This window comes from Roseomonas sp. TS2, assembly GCF_058833935.1.
On record NZ_JCACVY010000043.1, the window covers coordinates 1 to 26,680 of the forward strand.

Below are 26,680 nucleotides of genomic sequence, written 5' to 3' on the forward strand. Positions count from 1 at the left end.
GCAGCGTCGCCTCGTCCAGGCCGGGCAGCGGCAGCAGCGGGGCGGCGCAGCCTTCCCGCTGCCGCACCGCGTGGAAGGCGCGGGACTGCCGCTGCGCCGCCTCCGGCTCCGCCTCGCCATAGGCCAGCGCGAAGGGCTTGCGCACCACCGGCAGGCGCTGCGGCGAGAGCACCTCCACCTCCAGCGGCGTCAGCCCCAGCCTCTCCTCCAGCGATCCCAGCTCGTAGAGGCCGGAAAGGCCGAGCCCGGCCTTCACGCGCGGATGGCCGAGCAGCATGGCGGCCAGATGCGCGCCGGAGTTCCAGCCGCAGAGCAGCACCGGCCCGGTGATGCCGTGCAGCGGCCCCTGCGCCGCCAGCCAGTCGAGCGCGCGGTGACCCTGGCGGACGATGCGCGTCAGGCTGGCCTCCGGCATCAGGCTGTGGCCGGGCAGGGCGGCCGACCAGCCATGCGCCAGCAGCCCCTGCGCCAGCGCGCCGAAGCCCTGCCGGCCGCCTTCCCGCCAGCCGCCGCCATGCAGCAGCACCACGCAGGGCGCGGCGGGGTCGATGGCGGGGTAGAGATCCCACCGGCAGGCCTCGGCGGCCGCGTAGGGAAGGTCCAGCCTGCCGGGCCGGGCGGCCCGCAGCGCCCGCGAATCCTCCGCCCAGTGGCCGGCCAGCTCCGCCGCCGAGAGGCCCGGCCCGCCGCGGCGGAGCACCGTCCGGCCACCCTGCGGCACGGCCTGCGGAGGCGGGATCATCGCCTCGCCCCACCCGGGTGGCGATCCTTCACGGGCGCCGTGCAGCGGTGGGGATGCGACATGCCGGGACACTCCTTGCTCGGGCCGTCCTGGCCCTTTGCAACCGGCGTGCCGCGCCGGGCGAGGCCGGGGCCGGCGGTCCCCGGGCCTGCCCCGCGGGTGCGGCGGCCGCCCACCCCTTGTGCAGTTGCGCCGCGGCGGGTCAGCCCGGCGGGGAGACGAGCAGCGGTGCCAGCGCCTCGCGCAGGGCCGGCGGCACCGGCACGGTCTGCCGCTGCGTCGCCGCGTCCACCTGCACATGGATGAAGTGGCCCTCGGCGCAGGCCAGGTCCTCGCCCGGGCGGAACAGCCCGATCTCGTAGCGCACCGAACTGCGCCCGACATGCGCGACCCGCAGACCGCCCGCCAGCACATCCGGGAAATGGGCCGGGCTGTGGAAGCAGCACATCGTCTCCACCACCACGGCCAGGCTGGAGCCGGGATCGGCCGGGGTGGGCTGCAGGCCGCGCCCGGCCAGGAACAGCGCCACCAGCGTGTCGAAGTAGAAGTAGTAGGCGGCGTTGTTGATGTGGCCGTAGCTGTCCTGGTCGCCCCAGCGGGTGGGGATGTCCTGGAAGTGCCGGTACTCGGCCCGGCGGGGGATGCTCTTGCTCATGCGCGGGGCGCGGTCCTTGTCGTGATGCGGGGCTGCGATGCGGGGCTGCAATGCGGGGCGGGCTGTGGCACGCCGCCCACGCCCGGCGGCAAAAATCCGCGCGGGGGGGCGGGGTTTGCGCGGCCCGGGCTTCGCCCTGGCGCGTGGGCCTTGTATAAAAGAAGAATTCCTGGCGAACAGGGCGCCGATCGGTGGCAATATGCCGCCGCCGGCCCGCCCGGCCTGCCGGAGTCCCGCAACCCGACCAGCCAGGATCGTTTCCGCGCACGATGTCAGCACCCGCCGCCAATCCCCGCCTTGAGCCATTCCGGCTGCGCGGCGCGAATTTCAATCTGCTGGTGCTCCGGCTGCTCGATCCACGGCACGAGGTGATTGTTCCTGCCCTCGGCGACCAGTTCCGCCGCGCGCCCGGCTTCCTGCGCTTCGCGCCGCTGGTGATCGGGCTGGACGACCTGGCGGTGGCGCCGCACGAGGTGGATTTCGCCACCCTCGCGGCCGAGCTGCGCCGCATCGAGATCATGCCCATCGGCACCGTGGGCGGCTCGCCGGAGATGAAGGCCGCGGCCCAGAGCGCCGGCCTGCCGCCGCTGCGTGCCGCCGGCGCGCAGGAGGAGGTGGCGCTGGCGCCGCCGCCCCCGCCCGCCGCCAGCAGCGAGCCGCCGCCCGCGCCGCCGCTGCCGCCCGGGTCGATGCGCCCCACCGTCATCGTCGACCACGCGGTGCGCGCCGGCCAGCGCATCTGGGCCCAGGGTGCCGATCTTATCATCAACGGCACGGTCAATCCGGGCGGCGAGGTGATTGCGGACGGCAACCTGCACGTCTATGGCGCCCTCCGGGGCCGGGCCATCGCCGGCGGGGCCGACAATATGGAAGCGCGCGTCTTCGCGTTGAATTTCGATCCGGAACTGGTTTCCATCGCCGGCTACTACGCCGTGCGGGAGGGGCTGACGGACGCGCCGATCGGCAAGCCGGCGCAGGTGCGGCTGATCGGCGAGAACATGCGGTTTGACCGGCTGGGCTGAGCCCGCTTCCCACCCGGCAGAGAGGAGAGACCAATGGCGCAAGTGATCGTGGTGACGTCGGGCAAGGGAGGGGTCGGCAAGACCACAAGCTCCGCCGCCTTCGCCACCGGTCTCGCCCAGAGCGGCAAGAAGACGGTGGTCATCGACTTCGACGTCGGCCTGCGCAACCTCGACCTCATCATGGGCGTCGAGCGCCGCGTGGTGTTCGACATCGTCAACGTCATCAGCGGCGAGGCGCGGCTGAACCAGGCGCTGATCCGCGACAAGCGGGTGGACACCCTCTCGATCCTCCCTGCCAGCCAGACGCGGGACAAGGACGCCCTCACCAAGGAGGGCGTGGCGCAGATCATCGACGAGCTGAGCCAGGATTTCGACTACATCGTCTGCGACAGCCCCGCCGGCATCGAGAAGGGCGCGCTGCTGGCCCTCTACTTCGCCGACCAGGCGATCATCGTCACCAACCCGGAAGTCTCCTCCGTCCGGGACAGTGACCGCATCCTCGGCGTGCTGCAGTCCAAGTCGCGCCGCGCCGAGGAGAAGAAGGAGCCGGTGAAGGAGCACCTCCTCGTCACCCGCTACGCGCCGGAGCGGGTGGAGAGGGGCGAGATGCTGAAGCTCGAGGATGTGCGCGAGATCCTCGCCATCCCGCTGCTCGGCGTCATCCCCGAGAGCGAGAGCGTGCTGAAGGCCTCCAACACCGGCAGCCCGGTGATCCTGGACGACGTGTCGAACGCCGGCCAGGCCTACAAGGACGCGGTCGCCCGCTTCCTGGGCGAGGACCGCCCGCACCGCTTCATCGACCCGGAGAAGCGGGGCTTCCTGTCGCGCCTGTTCGGGGGGAGGGCCGCATGAGCTGGCTCGACGTCTTCCGGGGCAAGAGCAAGCCGCCGCCCAGCGCGGGTGCCGCCAAGGAGCGGCTGCAGATCGTGCTGGCGCATGAGCGCATCAGCCGCACGGGCGACGATTTCCTGCCGCGGCTGCAGAAGGAGCTGATCCAGGTGGTGGCGCGCTACGTCGCCATCGACCCGAAGGCGGTGAACATCTCGCTCGACCGCGGCGGCGACATGAGCACGCTGGCGATCGAGGTGGAACTGCCGGCGCCGGAGAAGCCCAAGCCCGGCGCCGACGCCCCCGCCGGCAAGGCGGCCGCGCCGGAAGCGCCGGCCGGCAGCAAGGCCGAGGCCGGCCAGAAGGCCTCCTGAAGCCCGGGGAACCGGCGCGGCCTCAGCGGCCGCGCCGCACCAGGTAGAGGGTGGCGCCGAGCATCACCACCGTGCCGGCCAGCAGCGCCAGGCCCGGCCGCTCGGCATAGATGGCCCAGCCCAGCATGGCGCTGGCCGGAATCTGCGCATACTCGATCGGCGCCAGCAGCCCGACCTCCGCCCGCCGCGCCGCGGCCGAGGCGGCGAGGTCGCTGCCCAGCGCGAACAGCGTGCCGCCCACCAGCATGGCCAGGGCGAACAGGCTCGGCGTCTGCCAGACGAAGGCCGAGACCGGCCCCCAGAACAGCACCGAGATCACCGAGTACCAAGCCACCACCCGCACCGGCGGCTCGGTGGCCGAAAGGGCGCGGAAGGTGATCAGCACCAGGGCGCTGCACATCCCCGCCGCCAGCGCCGCCGGCGTGCCGAGCGAGAGGCTGCCCCCCGGCTGCGCGACGATCAGCACGCCGACGAAGCCGATGGCAGCGGCCAGCGCCCGGTCGCGCCGCACCGCCTCGTGCAGCAGCAGCGCCGCCAGCGGCAGCACCCAGAGCGGGCGGGCGCTCATCATCGCCACAGCGTCCGCCAACGGCAGCAGGGTGATGGCGAGGAGCTGGAGCAGGAAGGTGGCGATGCCGGCGGCACCGCGCGCCAGGTGCAGCTTCGGCCGGCGCGTGGCCAGCGCCGCGATGGGGCCGGCGCGCAGGATCCAGGGCGACAGGATGGCCAGGGTGATCAGCCCGCGCGCGAAGGGCACCAGCGGCACCGGCAGCCCCTCGCGCAGGGCAGCGCGGTAGCAGGCATTCACCCCCGCGCCGCACAGGGCGGCCAGCAGCATCAGCCCGATGCCCGCCAGCGCGGCGGAGGGCCGGCGGGCCAGCGGCATCAGCGGCGGGGCGCGAGCTCGGATTCCAGCGCCTTGATCTTGGCGGTCAGCGACTCCCGCAGCGAGGCGGCGGCGTGCGGCTTCAGCGCCGCCAGCGCCTCCTTCAGGTCGCGCAGCTGGCGCTTCTTCTCCTCGGTGGTGCGGGAGATGGGACGATTGCCGGAGAGCTGGCCGTCGAACGCACGCATGGTCGTCATGTCCTTGTGGCAGGGGCCGCGCATCCTGTGCGGGCGCGCAGGGAAAGAGGAAGGAGAGGCGTCTCAGAGACCGTTCAGCTTGCGCAGCAGGCAGAGCAGGGCCTCCCGCTCCGCCGCGTCCAGCGGCTGGGCGATCCGGTCCTCATGCTCTCCCACACGGGCCTTGAAGGGCGGCAGCAGCGCCATCCCCTCGGCGCTCAGGCGCAGGGCCTGGGCGCGCCGGTCGCTGGGAACCGCATGCCGCTCCACCAGCCCGCGCTCGGTGAGGCGCTGCATGGCCGGGCTCAGCGTGGACTTGTCCAGCGCCGCGGCCGTGGCGAGCTGCCCGAGGGTGATGCCGGGATTGGCCTCCACCAGGCAGAGCAGCGCGAACTCCCCGGAGGTGATGCCGAACTCGGCCGTGCTCTCGGTGAAATCCAGCAACATGCGGGTATGGGCGCGGCGCAGCAGATGCCCGAGCAGCCCCGGCAGGGGCCCCAGGTCGATCGGCTCCTGCCTGAATCGCTCCGCGTCCATGGCCGCAGCATAGCGCAGCCGGCGATGGGGCGGAACGGGCGCCGGGGGGCGGTCTTCCCCGGCTTAGTACTCGAACTCGTAGGAAAGGCCGATGCGCTCGCCCGTCTCGCCGCCGGTGCTGCTCTCCAGCTTCAGCCGCGGCGTCAGCTCCACCTCGACGCCGACGCGCGGCCCGCCCTCGGCGCCCTGCTCGACGCCGACATAGACGCCCTGGCCGACATAGCCGCCCGCCTGCACCGAGGGGTTCTCCAGCCCGCCCTCCTGGTTGCCGACGCCGAGCCGGTCCAGCCCCAGCCGGTCCGCCAGCCGGCCGAGGAAGCCGCGCCCGCCGCCGGGCGCGACGCCGGCCAGGTTGGCGACGCCCCCCGCGAGCTGCGCGATCTCCAGCGGCGAGAGCTTGTCCACGGGGCGGCCGAACAGCAGCCGCGCCAGCACCTCGTCCTGCGGCAGCTCCGGCTCCGAGGTGAAGCTGATCTCCGGCTTGCCGGGTTCGCCGGTGACGGTGATGGTGATGGTCACGCCCTGGGCATTGGTGCTGGCCTCGAAATCGAGGTGCGGCTGCAGGTCGCCAGTGAAGGTGATGGCGCCGCGGTTGAAGACGATGCGCCGGTCGAGCAACTGGAAGGTGCCACGCCGCATGGTGAAGGCGCCCGCCGGCTGCGGGTCCGCCGCCGTGCCGCTGACGCGCAGCGTGCCGCCCAGCTCCGCGTCGAGCCCACGGCCGCGCACCAGGATGGATTGCGGCGCCTCCACCGTCACGTTCAGCCGGATGGGCGGCGCGGCGGGGCCGGGCTCGGGTGGCGCGGGGGCGCCGGCGCCACGCTCGCGCACATCGCCCAGCGTGGCCACGCCGCCGCCCGGCAGCGCCTGCGGGATGTTCACCACCACCCGGCGCAGCCGCACCGTGCCGCCCAGCGCCGGGTCGGTCTGCAAGGGCCCGGTGAAGCGGAGGTCGGCATCCAGCAGCGCCGTGACCAGCTCGCTCTGCACCGGCGTCGCGTCGCGCGCGGTGATGGCGATGTCGATCGGGATGCCGGCGGCCAGCGGCTGCGCGCTGCCGCGCGCGGTGATGCTGCCATTGCCGGCACGCGCCACGAAGTTCTCGAGCAGCACCTGGTCGCCGCTGGCGCGCAGCCGGCCGTTGATGCCGGTGAGGCGCAGCCCGAAGAGCGGGTTGCGCACCTCGCCGCCGGAGAGGGTGGCGGTGCCGTTCAGCGCGGGCGCGCCCAGCGTGCCGGAGGCGCCGCCATCGAGCACGATGCGGCCGGTGACGCGGTTGCCGCTGCCGCCTAGGCTCGGCGTCAGCAACGGCTGGAGGTTGGCTTGGCCGCTGAGGCTGGCCGAGAGCGGCGCCTCGGCCCCCGGCCCCTGCGGCAGCTCGGCGCGGGCGTCGAGCGTCACCATGCTGCCCATGCGCAGCGCGGCGCTGGCCCGCACCGCGCCGTTGCCGGCGCGCTGCGCCTCGACCCGCAGCGTGGCGGCGGGCCAGCCGCGCGACCACGGCGCCTCGGCGCGCAGCCCGGTGCCGTTGAGGGTGGCGTTGACCTCCGGCGCGCTGGTCGGGCCGGTGATGCGCGCCTCGCCCACCACGGTGCCGGAGAGACGCGGCTCGGGCGCGAACATGTTGACCAGCGAGGCAGGCAGGGCGGCCAGCGCCACGCGGATGTCGGCCCGCTCCGGCCCCCAGCGGCCGCTGACGGTGAGGTTGCCCGCCGGCCGCGCGGCGAGGCGCAGGCCGGGGATCTCCACCGCGCCGGAATTCGGCAGCAGGATGGCGCCGGGTGCCGCGAGGCGGATGCCCATCTCGCCCTGCGCCGCCTCCAGCGCGGCGATATCGACCCGCATGCCCTCGTCATTGCGGCTGAAGCGGCCGCGGCCCTCGACATTGGCCTGGGGAAGCCCGGCGCGGATGTTCCAGTCGAAGGCGGCGTCGGTGCCCTTCACCAGGGCGTTGGCGCTGTAGCGCTGGCCGCCGACCTCGACATTCGGCGCCTCGATGCGGGCGTCGATGCTCTGGCGGCCCTCGGGGGTCGGCGCCAGCTTCGCCTCGACGCGCAGCCGCCCGGCCACCGGCTGGCCAGCCAGCTCGGAGAGCGGCGCCAGGTTCTCGGCGGCGATGGTGGCGGTGCCGTCGAACAGGGTGGTGGCGGTGTTCAGCGTGCCGTCCACCTGGCCACGGATGGGGCCGAAGGTGATATCGCCCTCGGCCAGACGCACCAGCTCGCCCTCCTGCGCAGCGCGCAGGGCGAGGGCGATGGGCTGGCCCTCGGCGCGGCCGGTCAGGCGCAGCGTGCCGGCCATGCCGCTGATGGAGGGGATCTCCGCCACCAGCTCCGGCGATTCGAGGCGCCGCCCGGCGACGAACAGGCCGGGGCTGGCCGCCTTGAGCGCGATGGCGGGGTCGGCCGCGGGGCCAGTGACGCGGGCATCGACGGCGATGGGCCCGGACAGCTCCGGACGGATCGCCTTCAGCTCCGGCACATCGAGCCGCGCCGTGAGGTCCAGCACGTCCCAGCCGCTGCCCTCGACATGCAGGCGGGCGCCCTGGCCACGAACCTCCAGGCTGTCGATGTGGAAGGCGGTGCCGCGGTAGTCGGCCTCGGGGTTGGGGCCGAGCACGGCGCCCATCGGGTCCGGGCCGCGCAGCCCGCGCGGGCGGAGCTGCGCCTGGATGCGCTCGCCATCCTCCACCCGGGCGGTGAGGGTGATGCCCTCCCAGCCGATGATCTCCGGCACCAAGGGCGCCAGTTCCGCCGAGTTGGCGATGCGTGCCTCGGCCTCCAGCAGCGCCAGGCTGCCGCGCGCGGTGATCTCGCCGGCGCGGGCGGAGAGGCGGAGATTCTCCAGCTCCGGCTGGCCGCGGGCCGGCAGCTTCGCGCCCAGCGTGAAGTCGATGGCGCGCACCGGCTCGGGCGCCAGGTTGGCCGGCGCGTCGAGATGGCCGGTGAGGGTGAGGGCGCCGCCGCCCGCCTCGTCCAGCGCCACGCGGCCCTCGGCGTTGAAGCCGGCGAGCTCGCCAAAGGCGGCGCGGGCGCGCAGATCGGCGCCGCTGGCCGGGCCATCCAGCCGCAGGGTGAGGTCGGCCGGCGCCTGCGGGATGCCGAGCGCGGTGGCCAGCACGCCGCCGGGCGGCTCCTGCGCGCGCAGGTCGGCCAGCAGCCGCGCCTGCGGGTCGAGGCCCAGCTCCAGGTCGAGCCGGCCCTCGGCCTCCAGCCGCTGCACGGCGAGCTTCGCCTGCAGGGCGGCGGCGACGAGGCTGGCCTCGCCGTTCAGCGAGAGGGCGAAGCCCGAGGGACCATGGGGGGCGGGGCCGTGCTCCTCCACCGTGGCCGCAACCAGCTCGCGCGGGATCTCGATGCGCTCCACCGCGAGGCGCTCCAGATGCACCGCCACGGGCAGGTTCGGCAGGGTGGGGATGGGGCCGCCCTCGGTGGTCTGCGGCTCCGGCTCCAGGGCAGGCTCGCCGGCCTCGGGCAGGCGCAGCAGCGCCACGCGGCGGGCGGTGAGCGCCTCGATGCGCAGGTCGCGCGAGAGCAGGGCGCGCAGGTCGAGGTCGAGGCGGGCATCCTCCACCTCCAGCCAGGGCCCCTGCGAATCGGCCATGGTAAGGCGGGCGAAGCCGGGGGCGCCGGGAATGGGGCCGTGCAGCCCCTCGATGGTCAGGCCCGGGACGAAACGCTGCGCGAGGTCAGCCAGCAGGCGCTGGCCGGGCGCGGTGTTGGCGCCCACCAGCACGCCGCCCAGCAGCAGCACGGGCAGCAGAATCAGAATCGCGAGCAGGCCCAGGGCCCAGCGGAGCACCCGGCGCATCAGAAAGCCTGCCCGATGCCGACATAAAGGCCGAAGGCGGAATCCCCGCTCTCCTTGTTGAGGGGGATGGCGATATCGGCGCGCAGCGGCCCGATGGCCGTGAGGTAGCGCACGCCCAGGCCGGCGCCGACCTTGAGATTGCCGAAATCCGGCGTCGGGTCACGCGTCACGGAGCCGGCATCGACGAAGGCCGCCATGCCGATCGGGCCGCTGATGCGCTGGCGCAGCTCGACGCTGCCCTCCACCAGCGAGAGGCCGCCCGCCGGCTCGTCGCTGGCCGTGCGCGGCCCGACGGACTGGTAGGAATAGCCGCGCACCGAGCCGCCGCCACCCGCGTAGAAGCGCTTGTCGGGCGGCACGCCGCCGAAGGAGGCGCCGACGATGCTGCCCACCACGCCGCGCAGCGCGATGATGCTGCCCTTGTCGCCGCTGACGTCGAAATAGGTGCTGCCCTGGGCGCGCAGCCGGGTGAAGGCGTTGCTCTCGCCCAGCGAATAGATCGGGTTGACCAGCAGCGCGGCACGGATGCCGCGGCTCGGGTTCAGCGGGTTGTCCGTGTCGTTCCAGCGCAGCTGCCCGATCAGGCCGAGCAGCTGGTAGTTCGTCGTCACATTGTCCTGGGTAACGCGGCTGAACTCGATCTGCGGGCCGAAGCCATAGGTCAGGCGGGGCGAGAATTCCCGCTCCAGCAGCGCGCCGAGGGTGAAGGCGTCGCGGTCATAGGCGTCGGGGCGCTCGCGCAGCGCGGCGATGTCGAAGGTCAGGGTCTGGTTGCGGCCGGCGAACCAGGGGGTGCGCAGGCTGGCGCCGATCTTGCCGCCCGTGTCGCTGGTGTCGCCCGTGGTGCCGAGGCGGTTGACCTCCGCCTCCAGCCGCAGCCGCTCGGCGCCGCCGAACAGGTTGCGGTGCTCCCAGTAGGTGCTGAAGGTGGGGCCGTAGCGCGTCTCGTAGGCGGCGCTGAAGCCGATGGCGTGCAGGGGCCGCTCGGCCACGGTGAAGGTGAGGGGCAGGTCGCCCGCCTCGTCCAGCCGCTCGCCGGCACGGGCCCGCACGGTGCTGAACACGCCGAGGCTGAGCAGGTCCCGGCGCTTCTCGTCGATCGCCTTCTGGCTGTAGCCCTGGCCCTGCATCGGCGCGACGATGCGGGCGAGCAGGTCGCTGTCGGTGCGCTCCTCGCCGCTGACGCCGGGCCGGGCGAATTGCGGGCGCGGGCCGGGGGCCACGGTGAAGGTGACCTCCATGCGGTTCGTGTCATGGTCCACCGTCACGCGGCGGCGCACGGCGGCGAAGGGATGGCCGGCATCGCGCAGCGCGTCGCGCAGCCGCCCCTCGGCATCCAGCACCGGCTGGGCGCGGGCGGGGTCGCCCTCCTTCAGGCCGGTCTCCCCGGCATCGGCGATCGAGGCGCCGGCGGGTTCGGCCTGCAGCCGCACGGGCGCCAGGCGGTATTGCGGCCCCGGCTCCACCATGACGGAGACCGGCACCGGCTCCGCAGTGCCCTCGCGCGCCAGCAGGCGCTCGGCCAGGCCCGGGCTGTCCGGCGCCTGACCGTCGATGGCGATGCGGGCGCTGCCGCCGTAATAGCCTTCGGAGCGCAGCGCATCGCGCATGTTGTCCGTCTCGGCCAGGGCGCGGCCGATCAGCCCGTAGGCATCCACCGGCGCGCTCTCGCGCAGCCGCTCCAGCGCGGAGGCATTGCGGATGGCGGTGTCCAGCGCCTCGTCGCCGGTTTCCGGCAGGGCCACGGTATAGGCGAGATTGGCCTCGTCCTGCGGCGCCTCCGGCTGGCTGGCGGCCGGCGTGCCTGCGGCCCCGCTTTCCGCCCCCCGGCTTTCCGGCGCAGGCTGGGCGAAGGCGCGCAGCATGGCCGTGAGGGGAAGGGCACCCGCGACGGCGGCGGACAGGGCGACAAGGGCAAGTCGGGATTTGAGGCGCATCGTCTTAGGGAGTATGCCCTAGCACATGGATCCGACTCTTGCCGAAACACTCACGCGTTGGCGCAGGCATCTCCACGCCAACCCCAGCCTCACCCTGCATGAAGGGCCAACCGCCAAGTTCGTGGTGGACAAGCTGAGGGAGCTGGGTGTGACCGACATCGTCACCGATGTTGGGGGTCATGGCGTGGTGGCAACCCTGCACCGGCCCGGCAGCAACCGCAGCGTCGGCCTGCGCGCCGACATGGACGCGCTGCCGATCGAGGAGGCGGCGCAGGATCTGGCCTGGCGCAGCACCAACCCGGGCGTGATGCATGCCTGCGGACATGACGGCCACACCACGGCGCTGCTCGGCGCCGCGGCGCTGTTGATGCAGGATGAGAGCTGGTCCGGCACGGTGCGGCTGGTGTTCCAGCCGGCCGAGGAGGGCGGCGGCGGCGCCGCCTCCATGGTGCGCGACGGGCTGTTCCGCCGCTTCCCGATGGACCGCATCTTCGGCTGGCACAACTGGCCGGGCCTGGCCGCCGGCACCATCGCGGTGCATGACAGCGCGGTGATGGCCGCCGGCCGGCGCTTCGAGATCGTCGTGGAGGGCCATGCCGGCCATGCCGCGCTGCCGCACCTGACGCGCGACCCGATGGTGGCCGCCGGCCACGCCATCGTCGCCTGCCAGTCCATCGTGGCGCGCAACCTCGACCCGATGGAAACCGGCGTCGTCAGCCTGACCATGATCCATGGCGGCGAGGCGGAGAACCAGATCGCCGCCCGCGTCACCATCAAGGGCAGCATGCGCTTCATCAAGCCGGAGGTCGGGCGGGAGATCGAGGCGGGGCTGCAGCGCGTGGCGGAGGGCGTCTCGGCCACCTTCGGCGTGCAGGCCACCAGCCGCGTCTGGGGCGGCGTGCCCGTCACCGCCAACCACCCGGAGGCGCGTGAGCTGGCGGCCGGCGCGGCGGCGGCGGTGACCACGCTCCGCCGCGACATCGGGCCCGCCATGACCGGGGAGGATTTCTCGCACTTCCTGCATGAGGTTCCTGGCGCCTTCGTCTGGATCGGCAACGGCCCGGCCGAGGGTGGATGCGAGCTGCACAACCCACATTACGACTTCAACGACGCCGTGCTGCCGGTGGCCAGCGGCTTCCTGGCGGAGACCGCCCGGCGTGCCCTGGCACAGGAGCCCGGCTGAAGGCAGCGTGGCGCGCATCTTCCGCCTGCCGCGGGAAACGCCGGAGGCATGGCCCAGGTTGCGCCGCGCAACCTGCCGTGGCCGCCACGGTTCCCGCCGCACCGTCTTTTGCCACCCCCCGCCGAGGAAGACCGCATGATTCCGCTTGCCCGCTCGCCCCGCATCGCCATCCCCAAGCTCGGGCTCGGCACCTGGAAGCTGGCCGGGCCGGAGGGGCAGGCGGCGGTGGAGAGCGCCCTGGCGCTCGGCTACCGCCATCTCGACACCGCCGACCGCTACGGCAACGAGGCGGAGGTGGGGGCCGGCCTCGCCGCCTCCGGCGTGGCGCGGGGGGATGTCTTCCTCACCAGCAAGGTCTGGTACGACAACCTGGCCCCCGCCGCGCTGCGGCGCTCGCTGGAAGGCTCGCTGGCCAAGCTGGGCACGGACCATCTCGACCTGTTCCTGATCCACTGGCCGTCGCCGGAGATGGACCTCGCCGCGGCGGTGGCGGCGCTGGAGAAGGCGAAGGCCGAGGGGCTGGTGCGCCGCTGGGGCGCCTCCAACTTCCCGCTCGGGCTGATGCGGCAGCTGGAGGCGATGGGCGCGGAGCCCGCCTGCCTGCAGGTGGAATACCATGTGCTGCTCTCGCAGCAGCCGCTGCTGGAATGGTGCCGGCCGCGCGGCATCGCGCTCGCCGCCTATTCGCCGCTGGGGCAGGGGGCGCTGGCCAGCCAGCCGGTGCTGGCGGAGATCGGCCGCAGGCACGGCGCCACGGGGCTGCAGGTGGCGCTGGCCTGGCTGCTGCGGCAGGAGATGGTGGTGGCCATCCCCAAGGCCAGCCGGCGCGAAAGCCAGCAGGCCAATCTCGACGCCGTGGCGCTGGCGGAGAGGCTGGACGCGGCGGATGTCGCCGCCATCGACGCGCTGCCGAAGGACTGGCGCCGCGTGAACCCCGACTTCGCGCCCGACTGGAACAGCTGAGGCGGCGCCTCAGCCGCCAGGCTTCTCCCCGCCGCCGAGCAGCGTGGCCCAGACCGGGTCCTTGAGCTTGCCCAGGAAGGCGGTGTGGGCGGCGATCTCCGCCTCGCTCGGCACGACCGGGCGCGGCGCGCGCGCCACCGGCGCGGCATCGAGCTCGATCGCCGCCGGCGCCGCCACGCGCGGCGCCGAGGCCAAGGCGAGGTCCGGCTGCTTGCCGCCCATCAGCTCCAGATAGACCTGCGCCAGCAGCTGCACGTCGAGCAGCGCGTTGTGCGCGGTGCGCATGGAGTTGTCGATGCCGTAGCGGCGGCAGAGCGCGTCCAGGCTGTTGGGCAGGCCGGGGAAGCGCTTCTTGGCCAGCACCAGCGTGTCCACCATGCGCGCCCGGTCGATCACGGGGTGGCCGGCCTTCTTCAGCTCGAAATCGAGGAAGGCGAAGTCGAACGGGGCGTTGTGCGCCACGACCGGGTCGTCGCCCAGGAACGCCAGCAGGGCGGGGGCGATCTCGGCGAATTTCGGCTTGTCCCGCAGCATGTCCCAGGTGAAGCCGTGCACCTTGGCGGCTTCCTCCGGCACCTCCCGCTCGGGGTCGATGAGCTGGTGGTAGAAGCGGCCGGTGGGGACGAGGTTGACCAGCTCCACCGCCGCCACCTCCAGCACGCGGTCGCCGGTGGCGGGGTCGAAGCCGGTGGTCTCGGTGTCGAGCACCAGGGCACGGCTCATCGGTCATTCTCCAGCAGGCGGCGGATGGCCCGGCGCGCATGACCGCGCGACAGGCCGGTGCGGATGACATGGTCGGCGCGCCGGCGCTTCTCGGCATCCGGCGTCTGGCGGGCGAGGATGGCGTCCAGCCGCTCCGGCGTCATGCCGCTGCGGGCCAGCACACGGGCGCGCTGCACGGCGGCGGGGGCGGAGACAACCACCACCGCGTCGCACCGCGCCTCGCCGCCGGTCTCGAACAGCAGCGGGATATCGAGTACCACGAGGCGGCGCCCGGCGCGGCGGGCGCGGGCCAGGAAGCGCCGCTCCTCCGCCCGCACCAGCGGATGCACGATGCCCTCCAGCCGGCGCAGCGCAGCGCGGTCGGCCAGCACCACGCGGCGCAGCGCCTCGCGGTCCACCGCGCCGTCGCGCACCGTGCCGGGGAAGGCCTCGCCGATCGGCCGCACGGCGCGGCCGCCGGGGCCCTGCAGGGCATGCACGGCGGCATCGGCGTCGAACACCGGCACGCCGAGCCGCCGGAAGGTGGCGGCGGCGGTGGACTTGCCCATGCCGATGCCGCCCGTCAGCCCCCAGACCTTCATCGGCCGGCCTTCATGCGGGGTGGCGCGGGATGTCGGCGGCGACGAAGTCGCGCAGCGCCCGGTCCACCACCGGCTCCACCCCGAACCAGGCGGCGAAGCCGGGCCGCGCCTGGTGCAGCAGCATCCCCAACCCGTCGACGCCGCGCAGGCCGCGGGCGCGGGCGGCGGCCAGCAACGGCGTCTCCAGCGGCACATAGACGGCATCGGCCACCACCGCATGGGCGGGGAGGGGGGCGAGGTCGATCTCCAGCGGCGGCTGGCCGGCCATGCCGAGGCTGGTGGAATTGACCAGCAGCGCCGCGCCCTCCAGCGGCGGCGCCTCGGCCACCGCGACGGGGCCACCCAGCGCCCCGGCCAGCGCCTCGGCGCGCGCCCGGTTGCGGTTGACCAGGGTCAGGCGCGGGCAGCCGGCGTCGAGCAGGGCGGCCGCGATGGCGCGCGCCGCGCCGCCGGCGCCGAGCAGCACCGCCGGGCCATCCGCCGCCCGCCAGCCCGGGGCCTGCTCCCGCACGCTCTCCAGGAAGCCGTAGCCATCGGTGTTGGAGCCCTCGATGCGGCCCTCGCGGAACACCAGCGTGTTCACCGCCCCGGCGCGGCGGGCGCTCTCCGCCACCGAATCGCACAGGGCGAAGGCCGCCTCCTTGTGCGGGATGGTAACGTTGGCGCCCTGGAAGCCGAGCGAGACCAGGGCGCGCACGGCCTGCGCGAAGTCTTCCGGCCGCACCTGGAGCGGGATGTAGGTGCCATCGATGCCGTGCTGCCGCAGCCAGTGGCCATGCAGCCGGGGGGAGCGCGAATGCGAGGCCGGCCAGCCCAGCACGCCGGCCAGCCTGGCCTTGCCGGTGAGGATCGTCATGCGCCCATGAATCGGGCGTGGCGGCGGCTTGGTCAATGGGCCGCCGCCACGCCCCCTGGCATTCCGCGCCCGGCAATGCCACCACTTGGGGCGACGAAACGGCACACACGGAGCATTCCATGGCGCGTGGCTTGAAGGTCGCGGTCCAGATGGACCCGATCCAGGGGATCAACATCGACGGCGACAGCACCTTCGTGCTGATGCTGGAGGCGCAGGCGCGGGGCCACCAGCTCTGGCACTACCATGTGAAGGACCTGACGCTGGCCTCGGGCCGCGTGCTGGCGCGGATGCAGCCGGTCGAGGTGCGGCGGGAGAAGGGCAACCACTACACGCTGGGCGAGGCGGCGGAGCACGACCTCTCCACCATGGACGTGGTGCTGATGCGGCAGGACCCGCCCTTCGACATGGCCTACATCACGGCCACGCACATCCTGGAGCACATCCACCCCAAGACCCTGGTGGTGAACGACCCGGTGCATGTCCGCAACGCGCCGGAGAAGCTGTTCGTGATGCAGTTCCCGGAGCTGATGCCGGACACCATCATCACGCACGACCCGCTGGAGGTGCGGAAGTTCCGTCAGAAGCATGGCGACATCATCGTCAAGCCGCTGTTCGGCAATGGCGGGGCGGGCGTGTTCCACCTTCGCCCCGAGGATGGCAACCTCAACTCCCTGCTGGAGATCTTCGCCGAGCGCTCGCGCGAGCCGCTGATGATCCAGCAATACCTTCCCGCCGTGCGGCTGGGCGACAAGCGCATCATCCTGATCGACGGCGTGCCGATGGGCGCCATCAACCGCGTGCCGGCCGAGGGAGAGAGCCGCAGCAACATGCATGTGGGCGGCCGCCCCGAGGCGGTGGCGCTGACCGAGCGGGACAAGGAGATCTGCGCCCGCATCGGCCCCGCCCTGAAGGAGCGCGGCCTGATCTTCGTGGGCATCGACGTGATCGGCGACTACCTGACCGAGATCAACGTCACCTCGCCGACGGGCCTGCAGGAACTGGCCCGCTTCGACGGCGTGCACCTGGAGAAGGCGATCTGGGACGCCATCGAGGCCAAGCGCTGAGACTCGAAGAAGAAAGATGGGGGTCCGGGGGAATTCCTTCCCCCGGCCTTTTTGGGGTGCTCAGACCAGCCGTATCAGCAGCAGGCTGACCAGCCCCAGCGCCAGCAGCGAGAGCATCACGGTGGCGGTAACCCGCCCGCCGGCCTTGGCCACCATCCGCACATCGACGCCGAGCCCCAGCGCCGCCATGGCCAGCAGCGTCAGCACGCCTGTCAGGGTGGCGAGCGGCGCCAGCAGCGCCTGCGGGATCAGCCCCAGCGCGCGCAGCGCCATCAGCCCCAGGAAGCCCAGGATGAACCAGGGCACCAGCTTGGCCAGGCCCAGCTTTTGACCACCCGGCTTCTTTCCCTCCCGCTGCCCGGCGAGCAGGGAGAGGCCCAGCACCACCGGCCCCAGCATCAGCACCCGCACCAGCTTGACCAGCGTGCCGAGCTGCACGGCGAGCGCCCCCACCGGCGCCGTGGCCGCCAGCACCTGCGGCACCGCATAGACGGTAAGGCCCGCCAGCACGCCGTATTGCAGCTCGCTCAGCCCCAGCACCGGCACCAGCAGCGGCAGCGACAACACCACGCCGACGCCGAGCACCGCCGTGAAGGCGATGGCGCTGGCCACGTCCTTGGCCTGGGCGCCGATCACCGGCGCCACGGCGGCGATGGCCGAGTTGCCGCAGATGGAGTTGCCGCATGCCACCAGCATGGCCATGCGCTTCGGCAGGCCGAGCAGGCGCCCAAGGCCGTAGCTGAAGGCAATGGCCAGCAGCACCACCACGCCGATGCCCAGGATCAGCGCCGGCCCCGCCGCCAGCATGGCGGTGACGCTGAGCGAGGCGCCGAGCAGCATCACCGCCACCTCCAGCAGCATCTTGGCGCTGAGGCCGATGCCGGGGGCGAAGCGGGCGGGCGGCACCCACAGGCTGCGCAGCACGGTGCCGATGAGGATGGCCAGCACCAGCGAATCCAGCCAGGCCCGGCCCAGGAGATGCGCCTGCGCCTGCGACAGCAGCGCGGCCGCACCGCCGACGACGGCGCAGAGCAGCACGCCCGGCGCCATGCGCCGCAGCCAGGCCAGGGCGGGATGACCGGTATTCTTGTCCGGAGAGGCGGCGAGGGCAGGAGGAACAGGCGGCATGACAGAACCGTGGCGTTTGGGTGACGCCCATCCTGCCGCGCGCCGTATCATCGATCCAACGCGTTGTTCTTGTCATTCCGTTCGATAAAATCGAACGGTTGTCCTTGGGAGACCCCGCGTGACCCTGGAACAGCTCCGCATCTTCCTGGCGGTGGCCGAGCGCGAGCATGTCACCCGCGCCGCGGCGGCGCTGCACCTGACGCAATCGGCGGTCAGCGCCGCCATTCGCGCGCTGGAGGGGCGGCATGGCATCGCCCTGTTCCACCGCATCGGCCGGCGTATCGAACTGACCACGGAGGGGCGCATCTTCCGCACCGAGGCCGCCGCCGTGCTGGCCCGCGCCGAGGCGGCGGAGCTGGTGCTCTCCGAGCTGGGCGGCACGCTGCGCGGCACGCTGCGGGTGCAGGCCAGCCAGACCGTGGCCAGCTACTGGCTGCCGCCGCTGCTGGTGCGCTTCCACGCCGCCTGCCCGGGCGTGGCGGTGGAGGTGGGCGCCGGCAACACCACCAGCGTGGTGGAGGCGGTGCTGCGCGGCGAGGCGGAGCTCGGCTTCGTGGAAGGCGAGGTGGCCGAGCCGGCCTTGCGCCAGGCGGTGCTGGCGCGCGACCAGCTCGTCATCGTGGTGGGGCCGCGGCATCCCTGGGCGCGGGCCGAATCGCTCCGCCTCGCCGACCTGCCGCAAAGCCGCTGGGTGATGCGGGAGGCCGGCTCCGGCACCCGCGCCGCCTTCGAGGAGCTGCTGCGCGGCGCCGGGCTGGCGCCCGAGGCGCTCTCGGTGATCCTGGAACTGCCCTCGAACGAGGCGGTGCTGGCGGCGGTGGAGGCCGATGGCGGCGCCACGGTGGTGTCCGAGCGGGCGGCGGGGCCGCATCTGGCCGCCGGCCTGCTGGTGCGGGCGCCCATCGTGCTGCCGCCGCGCAGCTTCAAGGCGCTGCGGCACCGGGAGCGCTATTCCAGCCGCGCCTCACGGGCGCTGCTGGCCCTCGCGGGCGCGGACGAGGCCGCTCAGTAGAGGCGCTTGTTGGGCCCGTAGGGCATCACCAGCTCGTTCTTGCCCACCATGTTGAGCAGGGCGCGGGCGCGCTCGTCGAGCTGGTCGCGGTCGATGCGGTCGCCGCGCAGGCCGGCGACGCGGCGCTCCATGGCGTCGCGCTCGCTCTCGGCCTGGGCCAGGGTGATGCGCGCGGTCTCGATCTCGGCCGCCTTCGCCTCGCGCGCCAGCGAACCCACGCGGGGCCCGTGCACCGCGTACCACGCGAAATGCCAGATCAGCCCCGCGAAGATCAGCGGCAGCCACAGAACCTGGATTGTCCGCTTGATGGCCCGCATCGATCCCACTCCGCACACCGCACCGCAAGAAGGATTAACGGCAGGTGAAAGGTGTTGTGCAAGAGGAGGATAGCGGCCGCTCCTGGTTTCGCGCGGCAGCGTGGCGCGGCGGCCACGAAAAAGCGAGGAGGCGAAGGCCGGGGGCGGCTGCGCCCCCGGCATTCCGGCCGCGCCTCAGCGCTTCAGGATGGAACGGCCGGCATAGCGCGCGGCCGGGCCGAGGCCCTGCTCGATGCGGATGAGCTGGTTGTACTTGGCCAGCCGGTCCGAGCGGGAGAGCGAGCCGGTCTTGATCTGGCCGCAGTTGGTGGCCACGGCGAGGTCGGCGATGGTGCTGTCCTCCGTCTCGCCCGAGCGGTGCGACATGACGGCCGTGTAGCCGGCGCGGTGCGCCATCTCGACGGCCTCCAGCGTCTCGGTCAGCGAGCCGATCTGGTTCACCTTCACCAGGATCGAGTTGCCGGTCTTGCGCTCGATGCCCTGGCGCAGCCGCTCGGGGTTGGTGACGAACAGGTCGTCGCCGACGAGCTGCACCGTGCCGCCGAGGCGGTCGGTCAGCAGCTTCCAGCCCTCCCAGTCATCCTCGGCGCAGCCATCCTCGATGGAGATGATGGGGAACTTGGCGCAGAGGTTCGCCAGGTAGTCCACCATGCCGCCGGCGTCGAGCTTCTTGCCCTCGCCCTCCATGTCGTAGACGCCGCCCTTGAAGAACTCGGTGGAGGCGCAGTCGAGGGCGAACATGATGTCCTCGCCGACGCGGTGGCCGGCGGCCTCGCAGGCCTTGGCGATGAAGCCCAGCGCCTCATCGGCCGACTTCAGGTCCGGCGCGAAGCCGCCCTCGTCGCCCACATTGGTGTTGTGGCCGGCATCGTGCAGCGCCTTCTTCAGGCTCATGAACACCTCGGAGCCGATGCGCGCGGCCTCGGCGGAGGAGCCGGCGGCGACCGGCATGATCATGAATTCCTGGATGTCGATCGGGTTGTCCGCGTGCTGGCCGCCATTGATGATGTTCATCATTGGCACCGGCAGGGTGCGGGCGAAGACGCCGCCGACATAGCGGTAGAGCGGCACGCCGTAATGCTCGGCAGACGCCTTGGCGGTGGCGAGCGACACGGCGAGGATGGCGTTGGCGCCGAGACGCGACTTGTTCGGCGTGCCGTCGAGCGCGATCATCGTCTCGTCGATCTTGACCTGCTCGGTGGCGTCCATGCCGGAGAGCGCGTCGAAGATCTCGCCCTCGACATTGGCGACCGCCTTCTGCACGCCCTTGCCGTGGAAGCGGGCCTTGTCGCCGTCGCGCAGCTCGACGGCCTCATGCGCGCCGGTGGAGGCGCCCGAGGGGACGGCGGCGCGGCCGATGGCCCCGCTGTCCAGCACGACATCGACCTCGACGGTGGGGTTGCCGCGCGAATCGAGGATCTCGCGGGCGATGATGTCGGCAATGGCGGTCATTCCGGGTCCCTCTGGATATGTCGGACGGGGTAAGTCGGACCCTGCGCGGATAGGATAGTGGGGCGGTGAGGGCAAGGGGCGCGGCCACCCACGATTCCGTATCCGCCCTGCCATATCCGGCCGGGACGCTCCCGCGTCAGCCGGCGCGGCTGGACGGCGCGGGAGGGGCGGTGGCGAGGCTGGCGCCGCGCTTGGCGGCGTACATGGAGTCATCCGCATGGCGCAGCAGCGCCGCGGCATCCGTGCCGTGCTCGGGATAGAGGGCGGCGCCGAGGCTGGCGCCGACCGAGAGGCGGTGCTCGCCATAGGTCATGGGCTGGGTGATCAGCGCCAGGATGCGGTCCGCCACGCCGCGCCAGAGGTTGCCCGTCGGCACCGACAGCAGCACCACGAACTCGTCGCCGCCGAGCCGCGCCACCGTGTCGGTCGGGCGCAGCGCGCCGCGCAGGCGCAGTGCCACCTGCCGCAGCACAACATCGCCCGCCTCGTGCCCGAGCGTGTCGTTGATGGCCTTGAACCGGTCGAGGTCGATGAAGAGCAGCGCCAGGCGCGTCTGGTCCTGCTTCGCGGTCTCCAGCGCCTCCTTCAGCCGCTGTTCCAGCAGCAGGCGGTTGGGCAGGCCGGTCAGCGCGTCATGCGTCGCCTCATGCGCCAGCCGCGCCGCGATCTCGGCGGTCCTGTCGGAATGCCGGGCCATGCCGAGCAGCAGCCAGCGCACCACCAGGGTCAGCGCCACGCCGCTCAGCAGCACGGCGACCGGCAGCGGCGCCAGATGCGGCAGGGTGGCCGGCCGGCTGACCTCCACCACCCAGACGCGCCCGGCCACGGTCAGCGGCGCCTCCAGCCGCTGCGGCGCGCCGAGGAGGCTGGCGGGCGAGGCGTGGACCGCCTGGCTGTCGAACAGAAGCGCCGCCGGGCCTTGCCCCTCCCGCGCGTCGCCCCGGTCCTCGACGCGGATGCGGTAGCCTTTCAGATGCTCCTCCAGCAGGGAGGAGAGCAGGTCCGCGGTCCGGAACACGCCGCTCACCTGGCCGAGGAAGGCGGCGCGCCGCTGCGCCTCCGTCCAGAGCGGCGGATCGCGCCGGTACACCGCGTGGCGGATGACGAAGCCCGCGGCGCCCTGCAGCAGGGTGAGGGGCGGGGAGGCGATCGGCTCGCCCGTGTCGCGCGTGCGCTCCATGGCGCGGCGGCGGCTGGGCTCGGCGGTGTTGTCGTGGCCGAAGGCGGCCTCGTTGCCGGCCATCGGCTCGTTGTAGAGAACCGGGATGTAGAAGTCCCGCTCGCCGGCCGGGTGGATGGCGTAGTCCGGGTAGCCATGCGGGTCGAGGCTGGTATCGGCCCGCACCTGGGCCTCGAAGGCGGCCTTCTCGGCAGCCGGCACCAGGGGCGCGTACTGGATGGCGATCACGCCCGGGAAGCGCTCCGGCAGGTGCAGGCTGTTGAAATGCTCGCGGAACTCGGCGCGGCTGACATGCCGGTGCACGCTGAACAGGCCGCGGAAGCCGGCCACCAGGTCCAGCGCCCGCAGCATCCGCTCCTCCACCAGGCGGGTGATGTGCTGGCTGGCCTGCTGGAAGCTGCGGCTGGCCTCCTCATCGGTCCGGCGGGCGGTCATGTGCCAGGCCAGGAGCGACAGCACGAGGCCGCAGGCGAGCACGAACATGGCGGATTGCCGCAGGAGCGGCGCACGCCTGTTCAACGCCGTAGTGGCAACACCCATTCCTGCCCGTGCCTTCGCCCGCCCCTCCGCTCCGGACGGCACCAGCGCCATCCCCGGGAGGGATGGCGCCAGTCTCGGCTCTTGTTATTTCATTACCGTTAAAGGGCCGGAGGAAGGCCGCCGCGGCGGGGCAGGGTCAGACCAGCCGCGCCTGCTTCACCGCAGCGCCGACGAATCCGGCGAAGAGCGGGTGCGGCTGGAAGGGCTTCGACTTCAGCTCCGGATGGTACTGCACGCCGATGAACCATGGGTGGTCCGGATACTCGACGATCTCCGGCAGCAGCCCGTCCGGCGAAAGGCCGGAGAAGCGCAGCCCCGCCGCCTCCAGCCGCTCGCGGTAGCCGATGTTCACCTCGTAGCGGTGGCGGTGGCGCTCCTCGATCTGCGCCTGGCCATAGACCTGCCGCACCAGCGAACCCTCGGTGAGGGCGGCCGGATAGGCGCCGAGGCGCATGGTGCCGCCGAGGTCGCCCTCGGCATGGCGCTTCTCCCGCTCATTGCCGCGCAGCCACTCGGTGAGCAGGCCGACCACCGGCTCCTCGCTGGGGCCGAACTCGGTGGAGGAGGCCTTGTCCAGCCCGACCAGGTTCCGCGCCGCCTCGATCACCGCCATCTGCATGCCGAAGCAGATGCCGAGGAAGGGAATCTTCCGCTCGCGGGCGAAGCGCACCGCCTCGATCTTGCCCTCCGCGCCGCGCTCGCCGAAGCCGCCCGGCACCAGGATGCCGTGCACGCCGGAGAGCCGCTCCACCGCGTTCGGCGTCTCGAAGATCTGGCTGTCCACCCAGTCCAGCTTCACCTTCACGCCGTGCTGGATGCCGCCATGGGCCAGCGCCTCGGCCAGCGACTTGTAGGCGTCGAGCAGGGTGATGTACTTGCCCACCACCGCGATCTTCACCTCGCCCTCCGGGTTATCGAGCCGGTGGACGATGCGCTGCCAGTTGGACAGGTCCGGCTCGCCGTAGATCGACAGGCCGAAATGGCGCAGCACCTCGCGGTCCAGCCCCTCGGCGTGATACTGCAACGGCACGGCGTAGATGCTGGAGGCGTCGAGCGCCGGGATCACGCTCTCCGGCCGCACGTTGCAGAACAGCGCGATCTTGCGCCGCTCATTCTCCGGAATCGGGCGATCGCAGCGGCAGAGCAGGATCTGCGGCTGGATGCCGAGGCCGAGCAGCTCCTTCACCGAGTGCTGGGTCGGCTTGGTCTTCAGCTCGCCGGCGGAGGGGATGTAGGGCACCAGGGTGAGGTGCATGAACAGGCTGCGCTGCGGCCCCAGCTCGTTGTGCAGCTGGCGCAGCGCCTCCAGGAAGGGCAGGCTCTCGATGTCGCCCACCGTGCCGCCGACCTCGACCAGCACGAAGTCCAGCCCGTCCGTGTCGGCCTTGGCGGCTTCCTTGATGGCGTCGGTGATGTGCGGGATGACCTGCACGGTGCCGCCCAGGTAGTCGCCGCGCCGCTCCTTGGCGATCACGTCGGCATAGATGCGGCCCGAGGTGAAGGAATCGCCCCTGGTCGCGTGCACGCCGGTGAAGCGCTCGTAGTGGCCGAGGTCGAGATCGGCCTCGGCGCCGTCGTCGGTGACGAAGACCTCGCCGTGCTGATACGGGCTCATCGTGCCCGGATCGACGTTGAGGTAGGGGTCGAGCTTGCGAATGCGGACCTTGTAGCCCCGCGCCTGCAGGAGCGCGCCGAGGCTTGCCGCCGCGATGCCCTTGCCGAGAGAGGAAACCACGCCGCCGGTGATGAATACGAACCGCGTCATGGGCGACCTTTCTAACGCGCCGCGCGGCCGCCGGGAACCCGGCGGCACGGCAAGGCTGATGTTTCCACAATGCAAGGGTCCGGCCGGACCCCCGGTTCGGGCGCCGCCGCCAGGGCAGGGCTCCCATAAAAGCGGTTCGGGCGCCGGGGGGGTCCCCGGCGCCCGATTCGGCGGATCAGTTGGTCGGCACGGAGGCCGGGGGCGGCGCCGCCGGCGGCTGGGCCGGGGCGGGCTGCGCCGCGTTGGGCTGGAGCGGCTGCTCGCCGGTGGCGGCGGGCGGCGGCGGCGCGTCCAGGATGGAGCCGCGCCGGGCCTCCCCACGGCCGAGCAGCGCCATGGCCAGCGCCAGCACCATGAACAGGGTGGCCAGCACGCCGGTGGTGCGGGTCAGCAGGTTGGCGGTGCCGCGGCCGCTCATGAACGACCCCATGCCCTGCGAGGAGCCGATGCCGAGCCCGCCGCCCTCGCTGCGCTGCAGCAGGACGACGCCGATCAGCGCGAGGGTCACGAACAGATGCAGGACGAGCAGGACGGTCATCATGGCGGTGCGCTCTTAGCCGCGTTCCGCGGGCGGCGCCAGCGGCAAGGTGGCCCGCCGCCCCGCTTTGGCGGTGAAAGATGCCGCGCCCCCCGGCTGCGGGGACGCCGCGGCAGGGTCATTCCCGCAGCGAGGCCGGGTCGGGGATATCGAGGCGGAAGGTCGGGCCCTCCCAGCATGGCTCGCCGCCAAGCTTCTGGCTCAGCGCCAGGATCAGCCGCATGCCGAGTCCGTCGCTCTCCGCCGGGTTGAAACCGGGCGGCATGCCGCCGCCCTCGTCCGTCACCTCCAGGCGCAGCCCGCCGGTGGCGTCGTCGCGCAGGCAGCGGATGGAGACGGCACCGGCGCCATACTTGGCGGCATTGGTCACCACCTCGGTGACGATGAGGCCGATGGTGATGGCCTCGTCGGCCGGGCATTCATGCGCATCGGCCAGCACCCGCATGGAGCGGCCGGAGTCGCGCAGCCCGGCCGAGCGCTCCAGGTCGCCGCACAGCCCGCCGAGATAGTCGCCCAGCTCCACCGAGCCGATGCGGTCGGAACGGTAGAGCCGGTCATGCACCAGGGCGATGGTGGAGACGCGCTGCGCCGCCTCCTCCAGCGCCTCTCGCGCACCGCCGGTCGAGAGGCGGGCCTGCAGGGAGAGCAGGGAGCGGGTGACGGTCAGGCTGTTCTTCACCCGGTGGTCCACCTCCCGCATCAGCAGGTCCTTCTCGCGCAGCAGGGCGTCGCGCGCGGCCACCGCCTCCTCCGCCTCGCGGGCGCGGGCGGCGGCCAGCTCGGCCAGACGCTGCATCTCGCGCTCCCGCAGCTCGCGGTCCAGCGCCAAGCCCAGCGTGTTGGCCAGGGCCTGGAGGAAGTTCACGTCGCGCGGGGTGAAGTCGCCATCGTCGCGGCTGTCCACCTCCAGCACGCCGAAGGGCTCGGCCTCGCCGCGGATGACCACGTTGACGGCGCGGCGGATCCCGTGCTCGGCCATCAGCGCCGGCGTGCGGAAGCGGCTCTCGCCGGCGAGGTGGTTGGAGATGACGGGGCGGCCGCTGCGGAAGGCGAAGCCGGCCGGGCTTTCCATGTCGCTGCCGATGCGCGCCGTGCCCACATTGCCCTCGCGCCAGCCCATGCCGGCCCGCAGCAGGAAGCATTGATCCTCGGGTTGGTATTCCAGCACCTTGCTGAAGCTGCCCCCCATGCCTTCGGCGGCCAGCCGCGCCGCCGTCTCCAGCAGGGGCTGCAGCCCCTCGCGCCGCAGCGCGGCAAGGCCGAGCTCCGCGATCAGCGCCTGCTGCCGCAGGCGTATGGTCAGTTCTTCGGTCGAATTCATGAAGTCACCCGGCCAGATTGCGGGATGCGCGGGGGGAGGGGGCGTTCCAGGGTGCCGCTCCGCTTCGGCTGCCGTGTCATAAGGGCGCAGGGCGGCGCGGTGAAATCCTTTTACCGCGAGCGGAACAGGCGGCGCGGCCGTGCCTAGACCGGCGCGCCCCCGGGGGCGGCGCTCTCCCGCGCCAGCTCGCCCACCAGGCCGAGGGCGGTGGCGACGCTGGCCGCCCGCACCGCATCCCGGTCGCCGGGGAAGACGCAACGCCGGTGCAGGGTCTCCCCCCCGCGCCGGCTCGCCGCGATATGCACCAGCCCCACCGGCTTGCCCGGCGTGGCGCCGCCCGGCCCGGCGATGCCGGTGAGCGAGACGGCGAGGTCGGCGCCGGAATCGCGCAGCGCACCCTCCGCCATGGCGCGCGCCACCGGCTCCGAGACGGCGCCCTGCGTGGCCAGCATCGGCTCCGGCACGCCCAGCATCCGCGCCTTGGCGGCGTTGGAATAGGTGACATAGCCGGCCAGCAGCGTGGCGGAGGAGCCGGGCACCGCCGTCAGCACGGCGGAGACGAGCCCGCCGGTGCAGCTCTCGGCGGTGGCGAGCGTCAGGCCGAGCGCCTGCAACTCCGCCAGCAGGGCGGCGGCGGCGGCGCGGGTGGTGGCGTCCAGCATCGTCAGAACCCTCCCTCGGGCAGGCCGAGCGCGGCGGCGGCGGCACGCAGCGCCAGGATCACGGTGGCGGCCAGGGCGCCGGCGATGATGTCGTCCAGCATCACGCCCGTGCTGCCCTTGCGGCGGTCCGCCCAGCCCACCGGGCCGGGCTTGGCGATGTCGAACAGGCGGAACAGCAGGAAGGCCAGGATCAGCCCCGGTGCTCCGGCGCCGAGCGGCAGCGCGGCGAGGGCGAGGCACTGGCCCGCCCCCTCATCCACCACCACCCAGCCGGGATCGGCGCGGGCCTCGGGCAGCCGCTCCACCGCCCACCAGCCGAGCAGGGCCAGCAGGGCGGCCAGCGCCAGGCAGCCCTCCGGCCCCAGCAGCGCCGCCGGCAGCACCAGGGCGGAGCCCCAGCTGCCCGGCGCCGGGCGCAGGAAGCCCAC

Annotated in this window: 26 protein-coding genes; 7 read left to right on the plus strand and 19 right to left on the minus strand. The window is 72.9% G+C overall.

Features of this window, described 5'->3' with window-relative positions; translation table 11 throughout:
- Both ACZJYS_RS09540 and ACZJYS_RS09545 read right to left on the minus strand, forming a co-directional pair.
- Nucleotides 1-742, minus strand: a 742-nt coding sequence (locus ACZJYS_RS09540; RefSeq protein ID WP_493177470.1) for an alpha/beta hydrolase, incomplete at its 3' end; no start/stop codon positions are given.
- A gap of 202 nt (nucleotides 743-944) precedes the next feature.
- Nucleotides 945-1,397: an acyl-CoA thioesterase gene (locus ACZJYS_RS09545; RefSeq protein ID WP_493177472.1), complete on the minus strand. Its 453-nt coding sequence runs from the start codon at nucleotides 1,395-1,397 to the stop codon at nucleotides 945-947.
- A 269-nt stretch (nucleotides 1,398-1,666) separates the two neighbouring features.
- Between ACZJYS_RS09545 and minC the strand changes: the two genes are divergently transcribed.
- Genes minC through minE form a run of 3 tightly spaced genes read left to right on the plus strand, consistent with a single transcriptional unit; the run spans nucleotide 1,667 to nucleotide 3,621 of the window.
- Nucleotides 1,667-2,419, plus strand: a complete 753-nt coding sequence (minC, locus tag ACZJYS_RS09550) for a septum site-determining protein MinC (protein WP_109515077.1) — start codon at nucleotides 1,667-1,669, stop codon at nucleotides 2,417-2,419.
- Nucleotides 2,420-2,452: 33 nt separating this feature from the next.
- Nucleotides 2,453-3,271, plus strand: a complete 819-nt coding sequence (minD, locus tag ACZJYS_RS09555) for a septum site-determining protein MinD (protein ID WP_109515078.1) — start codon at nucleotides 2,453-2,455, stop codon at nucleotides 3,269-3,271.
- Nucleotides 3,268-3,621, plus strand: a complete 354-nt coding sequence (gene minE, locus ACZJYS_RS09560) for a cell division topological specificity factor MinE (protein ID WP_109515079.1) — start codon at nucleotides 3,268-3,270, stop codon at nucleotides 3,619-3,621. Before minD ends, minE begins: the two co-directional genes overlap by 4 nt.
- 22 nt (nucleotides 3,622-3,643) lie before the next feature.
- Here minE and ACZJYS_RS09565 read toward each other — a convergent pair whose 3' ends face one another.
- The 5 genes from ACZJYS_RS09565 to ACZJYS_RS09585 form a co-directional block, all read right to left on the minus strand.
- Complete coding sequence (locus tag ACZJYS_RS09565; RefSeq protein ID WP_109515080.1) at nucleotides 3,644-4,507, minus strand: DMT family transporter; 864 nt, start codon at nucleotides 4,505-4,507, stop codon at nucleotides 3,644-3,646.
- Nucleotides 4,507-4,695 carry a hypothetical protein gene (locus ACZJYS_RS09570; protein ID WP_109515454.1) on the minus strand — a complete coding sequence of 63 codons (189 nt, stop codon included), beginning with the start codon at nucleotides 4,693-4,695 and terminating at the stop codon, nucleotides 4,507-4,509. Before ACZJYS_RS09570 ends, ACZJYS_RS09565 begins: the two co-directional genes overlap by 1 nt.
- 72 nt (nucleotides 4,696-4,767) lie before the next feature.
- Nucleotides 4,768-5,220 carry a MarR family winged helix-turn-helix transcriptional regulator gene (locus ACZJYS_RS09575; RefSeq protein WP_109515081.1) on the minus strand — a complete coding sequence of 151 codons (453 nt, stop codon included), beginning with the start codon at nucleotides 5,218-5,220 and terminating at the stop codon, nucleotides 4,768-4,770.
- A gap of 63 nt (nucleotides 5,221-5,283) precedes the next feature.
- Complete coding sequence (locus tag ACZJYS_RS09580) at nucleotides 5,284-9,030, minus strand: translocation/assembly module TamB domain-containing protein (RefSeq protein WP_493177475.1); 3,747 nt, start codon at nucleotides 9,028-9,030, stop codon at nucleotides 5,284-5,286.
- A complete protein-coding gene (locus tag ACZJYS_RS09585; RefSeq protein ID WP_493177477.1) occupies nucleotides 9,030-10,967 on the minus strand; it encodes an autotransporter assembly complex protein TamA in 1,938 nt (645 codons plus the stop codon). Before ACZJYS_RS09585 ends, ACZJYS_RS09580 begins: the two co-directional genes overlap by 1 nt.
- A gap of 25 nt (nucleotides 10,968-10,992) precedes the next feature.
- Here ACZJYS_RS09585 and ACZJYS_RS09590 point away from each other — a divergent pair, with 25 nt between their 5' ends.
- Nucleotides 10,993-12,150 (plus strand): amidohydrolase, encoded by a 1,158-nt coding sequence (locus ACZJYS_RS09590; RefSeq protein ID WP_109515084.1) that lies wholly within the window; start codon nucleotides 10,993-10,995, stop codon nucleotides 12,148-12,150.
- Nucleotides 12,151-12,285: 135 nt separating this feature from the next.
- Nucleotides 12,286-13,113 carry an aldo/keto reductase gene (locus ACZJYS_RS09595; protein ID WP_493177480.1) on the plus strand — a complete coding sequence of 276 codons (828 nt, stop codon included), beginning with the start codon at nucleotides 12,286-12,288 and terminating at the stop codon, nucleotides 13,111-13,113.
- Between the two features lie 9 nt (nucleotides 13,114-13,122).
- On the opposite strand, the gene dnaQ is transcribed toward ACZJYS_RS09595, so the two are convergent.
- From dnaQ to ACZJYS_RS09610, 3 genes are read right to left on the minus strand one after another with little or no spacing between them, the layout of a single operon-like run.
- Nucleotides 13,123-13,836 (minus strand): DNA polymerase III subunit epsilon, encoded by a 714-nt coding sequence (gene dnaQ / locus ACZJYS_RS09600; protein ID WP_109515086.1) that lies wholly within the window; start codon nucleotides 13,834-13,836, stop codon nucleotides 13,123-13,125.
- On the minus strand, nucleotides 13,833-14,417 hold the full coding sequence (coaE, locus tag ACZJYS_RS09605) for a dephospho-CoA kinase (protein ID WP_493177482.1): 585 nt from the start codon (nucleotides 14,415-14,417) through the stop codon (nucleotides 13,833-13,835). The genes dnaQ and coaE overlap by 4 nt, the downstream gene beginning before the upstream one ends.
- A 10-nt stretch (nucleotides 14,418-14,427) precedes the next feature.
- Nucleotides 14,428-15,273, minus strand: a complete 846-nt coding sequence (locus tag ACZJYS_RS09610; protein ID WP_109515455.1) for a shikimate dehydrogenase — start codon at nucleotides 15,271-15,273, stop codon at nucleotides 14,428-14,430.
- A gap of 119 nt (nucleotides 15,274-15,392) precedes the next feature.
- On the opposite strand from ACZJYS_RS09610, the gene gshB reads away from it, so the two are divergent.
- Nucleotides 15,393-16,337 carry a glutathione synthase gene (gene gshB / locus ACZJYS_RS09615; RefSeq protein ID WP_493177485.1) on the plus strand — a complete coding sequence of 315 codons (945 nt, stop codon included), beginning with the start codon at nucleotides 15,393-15,395 and terminating at the stop codon, nucleotides 16,335-16,337.
- A gap of 60 nt (nucleotides 16,338-16,397) precedes the next feature.
- On the opposite strand, the gene ACZJYS_RS09620 is transcribed toward gshB, so the two are convergent.
- Complete coding sequence (locus tag ACZJYS_RS09620) at nucleotides 16,398-17,465, minus strand: YeiH family protein (RefSeq protein WP_493177487.1); 1,068 nt, start codon at nucleotides 17,463-17,465, stop codon at nucleotides 16,398-16,400.
- A gap of 118 nt (nucleotides 17,466-17,583) precedes the next feature.
- On the opposite strand from ACZJYS_RS09620, the gene ACZJYS_RS09625 reads away from it, so the two are divergent.
- Nucleotides 17,584-18,477 carry a LysR family transcriptional regulator gene (locus ACZJYS_RS09625; RefSeq protein ID WP_109515089.1) on the plus strand — a complete coding sequence of 298 codons (894 nt, stop codon included), beginning with the start codon at nucleotides 17,584-17,586 and terminating at the stop codon, nucleotides 18,475-18,477.
- Here the strand turns inward: ACZJYS_RS09625 and ACZJYS_RS09630 are convergent.
- The 8 genes from ACZJYS_RS09630 to ACZJYS_RS09665 all read right to left on the minus strand — a co-directional run.
- Nucleotides 18,471-18,794, minus strand: coding sequence for an FtsB family cell division protein (locus ACZJYS_RS09630; RefSeq protein ID WP_109515090.1), 324 nt, complete (start codon nucleotides 18,792-18,794; stop codon nucleotides 18,471-18,473). The genes ACZJYS_RS09625 and ACZJYS_RS09630 overlap by 7 nt on opposite strands.
- 174 nt (nucleotides 18,795-18,968) lie before the next feature.
- Complete coding sequence (gene eno / locus ACZJYS_RS09635; protein WP_493177490.1) at nucleotides 18,969-20,246, minus strand: phosphopyruvate hydratase; 1,278 nt, start codon at nucleotides 20,244-20,246, stop codon at nucleotides 18,969-18,971.
- A gap of 136 nt (nucleotides 20,247-20,382) precedes the next feature.
- On the minus strand, nucleotides 20,383-21,909 hold the full coding sequence (locus tag ACZJYS_RS09640; protein ID WP_493177492.1) for a CHASE domain-containing protein: 1,527 nt from the start codon (nucleotides 21,907-21,909) through the stop codon (nucleotides 20,383-20,385).
- A 193-nt stretch (nucleotides 21,910-22,102) separates the two neighbouring features.
- Nucleotides 22,103-23,731: a CTP synthase gene (gene pyrG, locus ACZJYS_RS09645; protein WP_109515093.1), complete on the minus strand. Its 1,629-nt coding sequence runs from the start codon at nucleotides 23,729-23,731 to the stop codon at nucleotides 22,103-22,105.
- A gap of 175 nt (nucleotides 23,732-23,906) precedes the next feature.
- On the minus strand, nucleotides 23,907-24,272 hold the full coding sequence (gene secG / locus ACZJYS_RS09650) for a preprotein translocase subunit SecG (protein WP_109515094.1): 366 nt from the start codon (nucleotides 24,270-24,272) through the stop codon (nucleotides 23,907-23,909).
- A 115-nt stretch (nucleotides 24,273-24,387) separates the two neighbouring features.
- Nucleotides 24,388-25,590, minus strand: a complete 1,203-nt coding sequence (locus tag ACZJYS_RS09655; protein WP_493177496.1) for a sensor histidine kinase — start codon at nucleotides 25,588-25,590, stop codon at nucleotides 24,388-24,390.
- A 143-nt stretch (nucleotides 25,591-25,733) separates the two neighbouring features.
- Nucleotides 25,734-26,252, minus strand: coding sequence for a CinA family protein (locus ACZJYS_RS09660; protein ID WP_493177498.1), 519 nt, complete (start codon nucleotides 26,250-26,252; stop codon nucleotides 25,734-25,736).
- A 2-nt stretch (nucleotides 26,253-26,254) separates the two neighbouring features.
- Nucleotides 26,255-26,680 (minus strand): phosphatidylglycerophosphatase A family protein (locus ACZJYS_RS09665; protein WP_493177500.1); only part of this gene is annotated, 426 nt, incomplete at its 5' end.

What these genes read in the sequence shown, in the direction of transcription:
- ACZJYS_RS09545 (WP_493177472.1), bottom strand. Translation starts at nt 1,397, where the DNA reads ATGAGCAAGAGCATCCCCCGCCGGGCCGAGTACCGGCACTTCCAGGAC.
- minC (WP_109515077.1), top strand. Translation starts at nt 1,667, where the DNA reads ATGTCAGCACCCGCCGCCAATCCCCGCCTTGAGCCATTCCGGCTGCGC.
- minD (WP_109515078.1), top strand. Translation starts at nt 2,453, where the DNA reads ATGGCGCAAGTGATCGTGGTGACGTCGGGCAAGGGAGGGGTCGGCAAG.
- minE (WP_109515079.1), top strand. Translation starts at nt 3,268, where the DNA reads ATGAGCTGGCTCGACGTCTTCCGGGGCAAGAGCAAGCCGCCGCCCAGC.
- ACZJYS_RS09565 (WP_109515080.1), bottom strand. Translation starts at nt 4,507, where the DNA reads ATGCCGCTGGCCCGCCGGCCCTCCGCCGCGCTGGCGGGCATCGGGCTG.
- ACZJYS_RS09570 (WP_109515454.1), bottom strand. Translation starts at nt 4,695, where the DNA reads ATGCGTGCGTTCGACGGCCAGCTCTCCGGCAATCGTCCCATCTCCCGC.
- ACZJYS_RS09575 (WP_109515081.1), bottom strand. Translation starts at nt 5,220, where the DNA reads ATGGACGCGGAGCGATTCAGGCAGGAGCCGATCGACCTGGGGCCCCTG.
- ACZJYS_RS09580 (WP_493177475.1), bottom strand. Translation starts at nt 9,030, where the DNA reads ATGCGCCGGGTGCTCCGCTGGGCCCTGGGCCTGCTCGCGATTCTGATT.
- ACZJYS_RS09585 (WP_493177477.1), bottom strand. Translation starts at nt 10,967, where the DNA reads ATGCGCCTCAAATCCCGACTTGCCCTTGTCGCCCTGTCCGCCGCCGTC.
- ACZJYS_RS09590 (WP_109515084.1), top strand. Translation starts at nt 10,993, where the DNA reads ATGGATCCGACTCTTGCCGAAACACTCACGCGTTGGCGCAGGCATCTC.
- ACZJYS_RS09595 (WP_493177480.1), top strand. Translation starts at nt 12,286, where the DNA reads ATGATTCCGCTTGCCCGCTCGCCCCGCATCGCCATCCCCAAGCTCGGG.
- dnaQ (WP_109515086.1), bottom strand. Translation starts at nt 13,836, where the DNA reads ATGAGCCGTGCCCTGGTGCTCGACACCGAGACCACCGGCTTCGACCCC.
- coaE (WP_493177482.1), bottom strand. Translation starts at nt 14,417, where the DNA reads ATGAAGGTCTGGGGGCTGACGGGCGGCATCGGCATGGGCAAGTCCACC.
- ACZJYS_RS09610 (WP_109515455.1), bottom strand. Translation starts at nt 15,273, where the DNA reads ATGACGATCCTCACCGGCAAGGCCAGGCTGGCCGGCGTGCTGGGCTGG.
- gshB (WP_493177485.1), top strand. Translation starts at nt 15,393, where the DNA reads ATGGCGCGTGGCTTGAAGGTCGCGGTCCAGATGGACCCGATCCAGGGG.
- ACZJYS_RS09620 (WP_493177487.1), bottom strand. Translation starts at nt 17,465, where the DNA reads ATGCCGCCTGTTCCTCCTGCCCTCGCCGCCTCTCCGGACAAGAATACC.
- ACZJYS_RS09630 (WP_109515090.1), bottom strand. Translation starts at nt 18,794, where the DNA reads ATGCGGGCCATCAAGCGGACAATCCAGGTTCTGTGGCTGCCGCTGATC.
- eno (WP_493177490.1), bottom strand. Translation starts at nt 20,246, where the DNA reads ATGACCGCCATTGCCGACATCATCGCCCGCGAGATCCTCGATTCGCGC.
- ACZJYS_RS09640 (WP_493177492.1), bottom strand. Translation starts at nt 21,909, where the DNA reads ATGTTCGTGCTCGCCTGCGGCCTCGTGCTGTCGCTCCTGGCCTGGCAC.
- pyrG (WP_109515093.1), bottom strand. Translation starts at nt 23,731, where the DNA reads ATGACGCGGTTCGTATTCATCACCGGCGGCGTGGTTTCCTCTCTCGGC.
- secG (WP_109515094.1), bottom strand. Translation starts at nt 24,272, where the DNA reads ATGATGACCGTCCTGCTCGTCCTGCATCTGTTCGTGACCCTCGCGCTG.
- ACZJYS_RS09655 (WP_493177496.1), bottom strand. Translation starts at nt 25,590, where the DNA reads ATGAATTCGACCGAAGAACTGACCATACGCCTGCGGCAGCAGGCGCTG.
- ACZJYS_RS09660 (WP_493177498.1), bottom strand. Translation starts at nt 26,252, where the DNA reads ATGCTGGACGCCACCACCCGCGCCGCCGCCGCCGCCCTGCTGGCGGAG.